The sequence below is a fragment of the Mycobacterium sp. Root135 genome (genome assembly GCF_001426545.1).
GTDB lineage: Bacteria > Actinomycetota > Actinomycetes > Mycobacteriales > Mycobacteriaceae > Mycobacterium.
Map to the genome: position 1 here is coordinate 1 of NZ_LMEZ01000008.1, position 11238 is coordinate 11238.

General features: G+C 69.2%; 12 protein-coding genes. 7 read left to right on the forward strand and 5 right to left on the reverse strand.

The annotated features are described in order from the left end of the window. On the forward strand, window positions 1–417 hold a 417-nt coding region (locus ASD37_RS31860; RefSeq protein ID WP_162253310.1), incomplete at its 5' end, for an HNH endonuclease signature motif containing protein. Here ASD37_RS31860 and ASD37_RS23870 read toward each other — a convergent pair. Further along, complete coding sequence (locus ASD37_RS23870; RefSeq protein ID WP_056557603.1) at window positions 414–2381, reverse strand: MFS transporter; 1968 nt, start codon at window positions 2379–2381, stop codon at window positions 414–416. The genes ASD37_RS31860 and ASD37_RS23870 overlap by 4 nt on opposite strands. A 259-nt stretch (window positions 2382–2640) precedes the next feature. On the opposite strand from ASD37_RS23870, the gene ASD37_RS23875 reads away from it, so the two are divergent. The 3 genes from ASD37_RS23875 to ASD37_RS23885 all read left to right on the forward strand — a co-directional run bounded on the left by ASD37_RS23875 (window position 2641) and on the right by ASD37_RS23885 (window position 5551). Then, window positions 2641–3465 carry an LLM class F420-dependent oxidoreductase gene (locus ASD37_RS23875; protein WP_056558203.1) on the forward strand — a complete coding sequence of 275 codons (825 nt, stop codon included), beginning with the start codon at window positions 2641–2643 and terminating at the stop codon, window positions 3463–3465. Window positions 3466–3589: 124 nt separating this feature from the next. Further along, a complete protein-coding gene (gene fdhA / locus ASD37_RS23880; RefSeq protein WP_056557605.1) occupies window positions 3590–4807 on the forward strand; it encodes a formaldehyde dehydrogenase, glutathione-independent in 1218 nt (405 codons plus the stop codon). A gap of 27 nt (window positions 4808–4834) precedes the next feature. Beyond that, on the forward strand, window positions 4835–5551 hold the full coding sequence (locus ASD37_RS23885; RefSeq protein WP_056557607.1) for a CoA pyrophosphatase: 717 nt from the start codon (window positions 4835–4837) through the stop codon (window positions 5549–5551). Here the strand turns inward: ASD37_RS23885 and ASD37_RS23890 are convergent, their stop codons facing one another. Further along, window positions 5552–6712: an RNA polymerase sigma factor gene (locus ASD37_RS23890; protein WP_056557609.1), complete on the reverse strand. Its 1161-nt coding sequence runs from the start codon at window positions 6710–6712 to the stop codon at window positions 5552–5554. Then, window positions 6709–7122, reverse strand: a complete 414-nt coding sequence (locus ASD37_RS23895) for a YciI family protein (RefSeq protein WP_056557611.1) — start codon at window positions 7120–7122, stop codon at window positions 6709–6711. Before ASD37_RS23895 ends, ASD37_RS23890 begins: the two co-directional genes overlap by 4 nt. A 154-nt stretch (window positions 7123–7276) precedes the next feature. On the opposite strand from ASD37_RS23895, the gene ASD37_RS23900 reads away from it, so the two are divergent. The 3 genes from ASD37_RS23900 (at window position 7277) to ASD37_RS23910 (ending at window position 10608) form a co-directional block, all read left to right on the forward strand. Continuing rightward, window positions 7277–8431 carry an NAD(P)/FAD-dependent oxidoreductase gene (locus ASD37_RS23900; RefSeq protein ID WP_056557613.1) on the forward strand — a complete coding sequence of 385 codons (1155 nt, stop codon included), beginning with the start codon at window positions 7277–7279 and terminating at the stop codon, window positions 8429–8431. A 113-nt stretch (window positions 8432–8544) separates the two neighbouring features. Beyond that, a complete protein-coding gene (locus ASD37_RS23905) occupies window positions 8545–9894 on the forward strand; it encodes a S1C family serine protease (protein WP_082570407.1) in 1350 nt (449 codons plus the stop codon). A 69-nt stretch (window positions 9895–9963) separates the two neighbouring features. Beyond that, window positions 9964–10608 (forward strand): TetR/AcrR family transcriptional regulator, encoded by a 645-nt coding sequence (locus tag ASD37_RS23910; RefSeq protein WP_056558205.1) that lies wholly within the window; start codon window positions 9964–9966, stop codon window positions 10606–10608. Window positions 10609–10697: 89 nt separating this feature from the next. Here ASD37_RS23910 and ASD37_RS31160 read toward each other — a convergent pair whose 3' ends face one another. Both ASD37_RS31160 and ASD37_RS23920 read right to left on the reverse strand, forming a co-directional pair. Continuing rightward, complete coding sequence (locus ASD37_RS31160) at window positions 10698–10952, reverse strand: hypothetical protein (RefSeq protein WP_082570383.1); 255 nt, start codon at window positions 10950–10952, stop codon at window positions 10698–10700. Window positions 10953–10988: 36 nt separating this feature from the next. Continuing rightward, window positions 10989–11234 (reverse strand): hypothetical protein, encoded by a 246-nt coding sequence (locus ASD37_RS23920; RefSeq protein ID WP_056557619.1) that lies wholly within the window; start codon window positions 11232–11234, stop codon window positions 10989–10991. Window positions 11235–11238 lie beyond the last annotated feature (4 nt).

An 11238-nucleotide genomic window follows, 5' to 3' on the forward strand; every position in this document is an offset into this window, starting at 1 on the left:
GCGCTGAACCTGTTCCGGGCCCGCCGCACCGCGTCGCGGGCGCAGCGGCTGATGCTGATCGCCCGCGACGGTGGGTGCACCAAGCCGGGGTGCACGGTGCCGGCGTATGGCTGTCAGGTCCATCACGCCGCCCGCGATTGGGCCGACGGCGGCCAGACCAACGTCGACGAGTTGGCGTTGGCGTGTGGGCCGGACAACCGGGTGGTCGGCCCGGGCGGGTGGTCCACCCGGATCAACGCCGACCACGACGTGGAGTGGGTTCCACCGCCGGCGTTGGACACCGGGCAGGTTCGGGTGAACGGCTATCACCGCCCCGAACGGCTGTACCGGCCACCGCAGGACGAGCAGGACGCGCAGGACGAACTGGGCGCCGAAGCCGACCTCAGACCCGGCGGACCCGAACCCAACGCTGCCTAGCTCACGTCCTGGTACTCCGGGACGATCAGCACGGGCCGCTCGGTGTGGGCGACGACGGCCGACGCGACGCTGCCCTGCAGGTGTCCGAGAAGACCGCTGCGGCGATGCGGCCCAAGCACGATGACGCTGGCGTCGTGGTCGTCGGCGGCGGCAACGATGCCCTGCCACGTCGGTGCGGCCTCAACCGCAACGCTGCGCGCCGTGAAGCCGGCCTGGCGGGCCAACTCTGCGCCGTGGGCGGCGGTCCGCTCGGCGGCGTGGCGCACCTCGGTGGCCCGGTCGGCGTCGAAGTGCTGCGGATCGGTCGGGGTGAAGCCGACGTCGACCGGCTGCCAGACGCAGACCACCAGGGCCTCTCGTTGGGTGCCTAGCCGAGCCGCGGCCTGCGTGATGGCGAACGCGGCGAGATCGGTTCCGTCGTAGGCGATCAACACCATTCCCGCCGGTTCGGCCGCCGCCTCGGCGTGGGCCGGCTCGGGGGTCGCCACGGCGGTTGTCTCGGCGGGAGCCGTTGCGCCAGAACGGATGAGGGCCAGCAGGGGTGGCGAGTGCCAGGCCGGGTCGTCGCCGTCGAGGAACTCGTCGAGGTCCGGCGTCTGTGGTCGGGCGCCGCTCAGCGCGTAGACGGCCACCCCGAACACGGCACCGCCGACTGCGAGGCCGAAGCCGATCCACAGGGCGTAACGCGTGCCGATCCCCAGATCGGTCGACACCGTGAGTGCGAAGTGGGCCAGGATGGGCGCAACCATGAAAGCGGCCACGGCGCGGAACAATTCGATGATGGCGAACACGCGCTGCAGGCTGTTGGACTGCAGGGAGAAGCCGGCGACGAACAGCGCGGGCGCGACGGTGGCGCCGAGCGCCAACCCCGTCAGTCCGGCGGCGATCAGCACCAGGGGCTGGTTGGCGGGCAGGGCGAACTGGAAGACCAGGATGCCGGCCGCGAGCAGCACCATTCCGACGAGCGGCAGGTAGTGCATCGCGCGCTTGGTGATGACGATTCCGAAGACCACGGCCATCACCACGGCGCCGCCGAGCTCCGGCAGGTAGAGCAGGCCGACGTGGACCGGGCTGTAGGTCTGCAACAGCACGTTGGCCGTCAGGGCCGTCGCCGCCACCGACGCGGCCGCCGCGAACAGTGCGACGCCGACGCCCGCGACGGGGATCGAGCTGGTGAGCATGGTGCGGACGGTGAGAAGTGGCTGGCGCGAACGGAATTGATAAACCACCAGCACCACGATCAGGGCAAGGCCACCGAACATGGGCAGGGTCACGGCGACGTCGCCAAAGCCGTGGCTGGTCAGCTGCGAGGCGCCGACGAACGCCGCGGCGCAACCGACGGCCGCGAGCCCGATGGCACGGAGGTCGCGGGGGGCGTCGAGGTCGGCCGGTGGGGCGTCCTCGAACGTGAGGGCGGCCATGATCAGGGCTAGCACCGCAATCCCGGCGATGATCCAGAAGAGCGGCCGCCACGCGTGTGCCTCGGCCTGCGCACCGCCGACGAAGGGTCCGAGCGCGACAGCGCCGAACACGCACATGTTCATGATGACGGCGGTGTTCCTGAGCTTTTCCTTCGGGAAACCGATCGTCAGGGGCGGCGCGGCGGCGATCAGCAGCATGCTGGTGGCCAGGCCCTGCAGGACGTGTCCGGCGATGAACATGCCGGGGTTGACCGCCGCGGCGGCGATCACGGAACCGACCGCCAGCACCACGGCGTAGGACAGCAGCATGCGCCGCTGGGGCAGGTGCTGGGCGAACTGGACCGCCAGGACCGTTCCCACGGCGTACGCGGCGTTGCCGAGCCCCGAGCTCAGGCTCATCGTCTGGGCGCTCATGTGGAGCTGCTCGGTGATGATCGGCACCAAGGGGTCGATCGCCGCGGACAGAGCCAAGTACGGAATCAGGGCGAGGATGACCATGGCGGCCACGGCGGGATAGCGCCCGGCGAGCGGTCCCTGGCGCATCAGCGCGGTCCTCGGTGATCGGACGGAATCGGGGTAGGCACGTACTTCTCCAAGTGATTGGCGGCGGAGTTTCTTCCCGACGCAGCGGTGTGTTCTCGCGAGCGGCTGTTCACACCCGAAGCACCTTCGATCCCGGCTCAACCTGATAGTGACCCTATCTAACGTTCTGGGTCGACGGCCATTCGCCTGGGGACGTCGGGGGAATAGTGCGTCTCGTCGACGGCGTTGCCAGTCCTGACCCCGACAGATGAGAGCCCCCGTGAAATTCGGCATTTCCACCTTCGTCACAGACGACGGCATCGACCCGGTATCGCTGGCGACCGCGATCGAGGACCGGGGCTTCGACGCCCTCGTCATCGCCGAGCACACCCACATCCCGGCCAGCCGGGAGTCGGCGTACCCGGGCGGCGGCGAGCTGCCCGACATCTACTACAAGACGCTGGACCCCTTCGTCACCCTCGCGGCGGCGGCGGCCGTGACGTCGCGGATCGAACTGTTCACCGGCATCGCGCTGTTGATCCAGCGGGATCCGATCGTCACCGCGAAGGAAGCCGCCAGCGTCGACTTGATCTCGGGCGGGCGCTTCGTATTCGGTGTCGGCGCCGGCTGGAACATCGAGGAACTCCGCGACCACGGCACCGACCCGAAGACCCGCGGCGCGCTGCTCGACGAGCGCATCGAAGCCATCAAGGCGCTGTGGACCAACGAACCCGCTGAGTACCACGGCAAGTTCGTCGACTTCGACGCCTCCTACAGCCGGCCGAAACCCGTCCGGCAGCCTCCGATCTACATCGGCGGCAACTCCGACGCGACCGTGAAGCGCGTGATCCGGCATGACGCGGGCTGGATCTCCAACGCCTTCCCCGCCGACGTGTTGGCGCCGCGCATCAAGCAGATGACGGACGGCTTGGGCCACGACGTCCCACTGGCGCAGTTCGGCACTCCCGTGGACGCGGACTACTGGCGCACCGTGGACGACCTCGGCTTCGGCCAGGTCGCGCTGCTGCTCCCGTCGGTGCCCCGCGACGAAAGCCTCCGGCTGCTCGACGAGTACGCCGCGGCGGTGGCGCAGTACCGCGGCTAGACGAAAGGCGAGGTTTTCGCCCGCACCGCCCGCAAGCCGCTGAGGGTTGCCTAGGCTCGAGGACGGACACGCGGGCGCAACGGAGAGCCTGCTGCCAACACCGCGGGTCTGGTTGGGAAACGCCATGAGTGGCAACCGGATTGTCGTATACAAGGGTCCTGGCAAGGTGGCGGTCGAGACGATCGACTATCCCAAGCTCGAGGTCCCGGCTGAAGTGGCGAGCGCGATGGGGATGAGCCGCAAGGCCGACCACGCCGTCATCCTCAAATGCGTGTCGACCAACATCTGCGGCTCGGATCAGCACATGGTGCGCGGCCGCACCACCGCTCCGGTCGGCCAGACCCTTGGCCACGAGATCACCGGCGAGGTCGTCGAAAAGGGTTCGGACGTACAGTTTCTCGAAGTTGGCGACATCTGCTCGGTACCGTTCAACATCGCCTGCGGCCGGTGTCGCAACTGTCGCGAGGGGCAGACCGGGGTGTGCCTCAACGTCAACCCGGCGCGCGCCGGGTCGGCCTACGGCTACGTCGACATGGGCGGTTGGCTCGGCGGCCAAGCCGACTACGTCATGGTGCCGTTCGCCGACTTCAACCTGCTGAAGTTCCCGGACCGCGACGCCGCCCTGGCGAAGATCCGCGATCTCACGATGCTGTCGGACATCTTCCCGACGGGGTACCACGGCGCGAAGACGGCGGGCGTCACCACCGGATCGACCGTCTACGTCGCCGGTGCGGGTCCGGTGGGGCTGGCCGCCGCGTACTCCGCGCAGCTGCTCGGCGCGGCCGTGGTGATCGTCGGCGACCTGAATGCCGACCGGCTCAGGCAGGCCGAATCATTCGGGTGCGCAACGGTTGACGTCAGCGCCGACGCCTCGCTTGAGGACCAGATCGCCGAGATTCTCGGCACCAACGAGGTCGACTGCGCCGTGGACGCCGTCGGATTCGAGGCCAGCGGACACGGTCAGGGCGCGGGTGAGCAGCCCGCCGCCGTTCTCAACTCGATCATGGGACTCACGCGCGCCGGCGGATCGCTCGGCATCCCCGGCCTGTACGTCACCGGTGATCCCGGTGCCGCGGACGCCGACGCCAAGGAGGGCACCCTGAAGGTCCGGCTGGGCCTCGGCTGGGCCAAGAGCCACAGCTTCGCCACCGGTCAGTGCCCGGTGTTGAAGTACAACCGCGGGCTGATGATGAGCATCCTGCACGACAAGGCGCACATTGCCGACGCGGTGAACGCCACGGTGATCACCCTCGACGACGCGCCGCGCGGGTATGCCGAATTCGACTCGGGCGTCGCCGAGAAGTTCGTCCTCGACCCCCACGGGATGGTGCCGACGGCCTGACCTGCGGGCAGCGCCTATGGTCGAGCGGTGACGATCACCTACGACGAGGCGCTGCGCGAACGAGCTCGGAGCAATCTGGCGAGTCACCCCCGCCGCGAGGTCGTGGACCCCTCGAAGCGGCACGCGGCCGTGGCGGTGGTGCTCGTCGACTCCGAGGTGGGTGAGGACAGGGTCGACCCGGCGCCAGTCGACGACTGGATCGACGGGCGACCGATGGATCCCGGTCTCGACGGGCGCATGGTCGACGTGTCCGGTGGTGCGGCGTTTCTGTTGTGCCGCAGGGCATCCCGATTGCGCGCCCACGCCGCCCAGTGGGCGCTACCCGGCGGGCGCGTCGACGAGGGGGAGACCGTCGTCGACGCCGCCCTTCGGGAACTGGACGAGGAACTCGGCGTCAGGTTGGCACCGACGTCGGTGCTGGGTCTGCTCGACGACTATCCGACCCGGTCCGGTTACGTCATCACCCCGGTGGTCGTCTGGGGTGGCGGTCGGCTCGATCTGCGCCCGTCACCCGACGAGGTGGTGGCCGCCTATCGGGTGGGGCTGCATCAACTGCAACGCGACGACTCGCCGCGCTTCGTCGACATTCCGGAGAGCCCGCGGCCGGTGGTGCAGATTCCGCTGGGCAACGACCTCATTCACGCGCCCACCGGCGCGGTGCTGCTGCAGTTCCGCTGGCTGTGCCTCGAGGGACGCGACGACCCGGTCGACCAGCTGGAGCAACCGGTCTTCGCCTGGAAGTAGCTACCCGCCGCCCGGCACGTTGCGGAGCCGGGCCGCCTCGCGGGTCAGGTGGTCACGTTCGGCGAGGTTCTGCGCGGCCGCGGCCGCCTTGGCGTACAGCGTTGCCGCCGTGGCCAGGTCACCGTCCTGTTCGTGCAGGAAGGCGGCCACCGCGGCGTAGCGAGGCACGGTGTCGTCCACGTCGGCGAGTGCGGCGAGGCCCGCGCGCGGATCGTCGGCCTGCCCGATCGCGACGGCGCGGTTCAGCCGGACGACGGGGGTGTCGGTGAGCGCCAGCAACTCGTCGTACCACTGCACTATCTGCACCCAGTCGGTCTCGGCGACGGTGCGGGCGTCGGCATGCAGCGCGGCGATGGCAGCCTGTGCCTGATAAGGCCCGAGCGCGTCGCGGACCAACGCGGCCTGCAGCAGGTCGACCCCCTCGGCGATCAGATCGGTCCGCCATCGGGTGCGGTCCTGCCTCGCCAGCGGGACCAGGCGGCCGTCGGCGTCGACGCGGGCGTCGCGCCGCGCGTGGTGCAGCAGCATCAGCGCGAGTAGGCCACCGACCTCGGGATCGTCGGTGACCGCGGCCAGCTGCCTGGTGAGGCGGATGGCCTCGGCGGCCAGATCGACGTCGCCGGAGTGGCCTTCGTTGAAGACGAGATAGAGGGTGAGCAGGACGCTATGAACATCGCCGGGCTGGCCGAGGCGAACGTCGGCGAGGGTGCGCTTGGCCCGGCTGATGCGCTGCGCCATCGTGGATTCCGGCACCAGGTAGGCCGCCGCGATCTGCCGGGTGGTGAGGCCGCCGACCGCCCGCAGCGTCAGCGCGACCGCAGAGGTGTGCGTCAACGACGGATGCGTGCACAGGAAGTACAGCGCGAGCGTGTCGTCCGCGCTTTCGGTGGGACCCGCCTCGGGCTGGGCGAGCAGGCGTTCCTCTCGACCGCGCCTGGCGACGTCGGAGCGGGTGAGGTCGAGGAACTTCCGCCACGCCACGGTGACGAGCCAGCCCTTTGGATCGGTCGGGGGTTCGGACTTCCACCGGACGACGGCTTCGATCAGTGCTTCCTGAACGGCGTCCTCGGCCGTCGCGAAGTCGGCTCCGCGGCGCACGAGGACGCCGAGCACCGCGGGGGCGACCTCCCGCAGGACGGTGTCGTCGGGCGGCACCGTCACTCGGTGACCGTTGGCGCTTCGCCGTAGAACGGCCGCAGTTCCAGCCACTCGTAGATTGGCTCGCCGTGGCGGCCGGGGGCGGCCGACAGTTCGCCTGCGAGGTCGACGGCGCGCTGGTAGTCGTCGACGTCGACGACCATCCAGCCCGCGATGAGGTCCTTGGTCTCGGGGAAGGGGCCGTCGGTGACCGGTGGTCGTCCCGGGCCGTCGTAGCGGACGAACGTCCCCTCGGCGGACAGCGCCTGCTCGTCGACGAATTCGCCGGTCTGCCGAAGCCGGTCCGCGAAGTCGTTCATGTACTGGATGTGGTCGTCGATCTCCTCGGGCGTCCACTGGTCCATGGGGGCAAAGGGGCGGTCGGTCGGGACGCTTGAGCTGCGGTAGTGCTTGAGCATCAGGTACTTGGCCATGGCGGTCTCCTCGAGGTGGTGCGGCCCATTCTGGCCGCGTTCACCCCTGGGACGCAGCTGTGGCCGGTTCCTCGACACGTGGCTCCCCTTGACTTCTTTGGAACAACGTTCCATTCTTGCCTGGAACGCAGTTCCAAAAAGGTGAGGGGGAGGCATGACGACGCCGGTCACGATCATCGGTGCCGGGCTCGGCGGCCTGATGGCGGCCCGGGTGCTGCACGTCAACGGCATCGCCGCGACGGTCTACGAGGTTGAACCGTCGGCCGAGACGCGCACCCAGGGCGGCCAGCTCGACATCCACCCGGACGACGGGCAGCTGGCCCTCAGGGCCGCCGGTCTCTACGAACGGTTCCAAAGCATCATCCACGTCGGCGGTGACGCACTTCGCGTGCTCGACCAAGACGGCACCGTCCTGATCGCGCAGCCCGACGGCACCGGCCCCGGCGGCCGGCCGGAGGTCCTCCGCGGCCAGTTGCGGCAGATCCTGTTGGAGTCGCTGCCCGACGGCACCGTGCGGTGGGGCTGCAAGGTCGCGTCGGCGCGGTCCCTCGGCGGCGGCGTACACGAGCTGACCTTCGACGACGGCACCACCACGACGACGGAGCTCCTCGTCGGGGCGGACGGCGCGTGGTCAAGGGTGCGACCCCTGCTGTCCACCGCCACGCCCGAATACGTCGGAATGTCGTACGTGGAGATGTACCTGCACGACGTGGACGCGCGGCACCCGGCGGCGGCCGAGGTAGTCGGCGGCGGCGCGATGTACGCCCCCGCCCCCGGCAAGGGCATCCTCGCCCATCGCGAGCAGGGACAGGTCATCCACACCTACGTCTCGCTGCGGCGGTCGCTCGAGTGGATGGAATCGGTCGACGCCGCCGAACCCGCGGCGGCGATTGCACGGGTGGTGGCCGAATTCGACGGGTGGGCACCGGAGCTCACCGCGTTGATCACCGACGGCTTCACCATCGGCGGCGTCGCGCCAGTGGTGCGCCGGCTCTTCACGCTGCCGACCGGTCATCGATGGGACCCTGTGCCCGGCGTGACGCTTCTGGGTGACGCCGCACATCTGATGCCACCATCGGGTGACGGCGCGAACCTGGCCATGTTGGACGGTGCGGAACTCGCCGCGGCGATCATCGCGCACCCCGGTGACGTGGACGCCGCCGTCGCCGCCTACGAAGCGGCCATGTTTCCGCGCAGCGCGGCGGTCGCAGAAGAGGCCTACGAGGTGACCGACATGCTGTTCGGCGACCGCGCGCCGACGTCGCTCGTCGAGATGTTCGCCACACCTCAACCGGACGCGGCCGGCTGACACCTCGACGAAAAGTCTTCGACTGTACCGATCTAACTCTCAGTCGCGTCTCAGCCGGCGAGGGCACCTTGGGGTCAACGCTTTGCTGCCCGACTCGTAAAGGTATGGCCCACATGACGAACTACCCGCAGTACCCGATGCAACCGTCCGGTCGGAGACACGGCACCGATCCAGCTGCAGGACAACGGAATCCGGCTCATCGTGCCCATGGCGCGCCGCAGCCGCCATATGACTGGCGGTACGCCAGCCACCCCGCGGCCGACACGGCGCCGATGGCCGTCGTCGCGCCCCGTCGGAAGCGGTCCCGGGTCGGTGCGATGGTCACCGGTGCCGCCGCCATCGCCGTGGTGTCGGCGGGCGTCGGCGCGGTGGTGATGACGAGTCAGCACGACCAATCGGCCGAAAGTGGGCTCGCGACCGCCCTTGCCACCGCGCCGCGCCAGGCGGCCGCGGTCCCGCCCGCGGCCGATCTGCCGAGCGGTTCCGTCGAGGCGGTCGCGGCGAAGGTGCTGCCCAGCGTCGTGAAGCTGCAGATCGACATGGGCGGGCAGAGCGAAGAGGGTTCCGGCGTCATCCTCGATCCAGACGGGCTGATCCTGACCAACAACCACGTGGTCGCCGCCCTGGCGTCCGCACCGACCGGTGCGGGTGCCCAGGTCACCCCAAGTGGTCAAGAGGTCCCTGGTCCCCAGGCCATGAAGGCGACCGTCACGCTGGCCGACGGCCGCACCGCACCGTTCAGCGTGGTGGGTGCCGATCCCTCCAGTGACATCGCCGTCGTTCGCGCGCAAGGCCTTTCGGGCCTGACCCCGATAGCCATCGGCTCGTCGAAGGATCTCAAGGTCGGCCAGAACGTGGTCGCCGTCGGGTCGCCGCTTGGCTTGGAGGGCACCGTGACGACGGGAATCGTCAGCGCACTGGACCGGCCGGTCGCCACCGCGGGCGAGGGCCAGGATCAGGCCACGGTGCTCAACGCCATCCAGACCGACGCGGCCATCAACCCCGGCAACTCCGGTGGGGCACTGGTCGACATGAACGGTCAACTGATCGGGGTGAACTCGGCGATCGCCTCGATGGGCGGTGGCTCGAAGTCATCCGGTGGACAGAGCGGTTCGATCGGCCTCGGCTTCGCCATTCCGGTGGATCAAGCCAAGCGCATCGCCACCGAGTTGGTCTCCACCGGCACGGCCACCCATGCCTCGCTGGGAGTGCAGTTGGGCGACGACCCCAACGCGTCCGGCGCCACCGTCGCGCAGGTGGTCGACGGCGGTCCCGCCGCGGCCGCGGGGGTGCCGAACGGTGTCGTGGTGACCAAGGTGGACGGTCGCGTCGTCGACGGTCCGGAGGCGCTGGTGGCCGCCGTGCGGTCTAAGGCTCCCGGTGACGTGGTGACGCTGACCTATCAGGATCCGTCCGGTTCCAGCGAGACGAAACAGGTCACTCTGGGGACGGCCCAGCAGTAGTCGCACAGGATGTTCCCAGGGATGGTCGAGTTGGACTTCAGAGTCCAAACAAAGGGCTACAGTTGGACGATGCCGCCACCACCGAACGACGTGACGCGGCCAAGGCTCACCTCTCGAGGCGTCGCGACCCGCAACCGGATCGTCCAGGCGGCAGCTGAACTGATGCACGTGCGCGGGGTGGCGGCCACGACGATCGACGAAGTGCTCGCCTCCAGTGCGACGAGCAAGTCGCAGTTCTACCAACACTTCGACGACAAGACCGATCTGGTGTACGACGTCATCAGCATCCGAGCCGACGAGATCTTGTCGTGGCAACGCCTACGACTGGAGAAGGTCGACTCGTTCCGCGGGCTCCACCATTGGCGTGACGCCATGGTTCAGCGGTGCGCCCTGCGACGGGGCCTGTGGGGATGCGAACTCGGATCGCTCGCGGCCGAACTGTCCGACAGTGACGACAGGGCGCGCGAATCCCTCGCGGCGCACTTCGCCGAGTGGCGCGGGTTGTTGGCCGCGGCGCTGGAGCGGATGCGCGACACGGGCGCGCTACGGCCCGACGTCGACGCGCCCACCCTCGCCACCGGACTGTTGGCTGCCGTCGAGGGCGGCTACCTGCTCTCGCAGACGGCCCACGATCCGCGGCTCATGCAAACCGCGCTGGACTCCTCGATCGCCTACATCAGGTCCTTCCAGCCCGACGGCGCTGAGCGGGACTAGTCGAATCGGACCAGCGGGTCCAAAACGAACGAGGCGGGTCAGTCGTCGACTGACCCGCCTCGTGTCGTCCTGATGAAGGACTCGTTCGGTTATCCGGTGTGGTTGGTACCGGGAACGCCGGTCGGTGCCGGGGGCGCCTTGACCGGCGGGCTGAAGGAGTTGCCACCGGAGGGGCTGATGCTCTTCTCGGTGGGCGTGACCGACGGCGCGCTGGTCGAGCTCTCCGTGGTGCTCGACGGGGCGGGCTTCTCTTCGCTACCACCACAGGCGGTCAGTGCCCCCATGGAGATGAACGCCGCGATTCCGAGGCCCGCGGCGACGCGGCGAGTGTTTCGACTAGTCATGAGGCAGTCCTATCCGGGTTCTCGAGATCGACGAGATTAGTTGTGGGTGCCGGGGATCGCCGTCGGAGCCGGCGGCGCCTTGACGGGCGGGGTGAACAGGTTGCCACCGGTGGGGTTGATGCTCTTCTCGGTGGGCGTGACCGACGGGGCGGTCGTGGTCTCCGTGGTGCTCGACGGGGCGGGCTTCTCTTCGCTGCCACCACAGGCGGTCAGCGCTCCCATGGAGATGAAGGCAGCAACGCCGAGGCCCGCGGCGACGCGACGGGTGAGACGACTATTCATGATC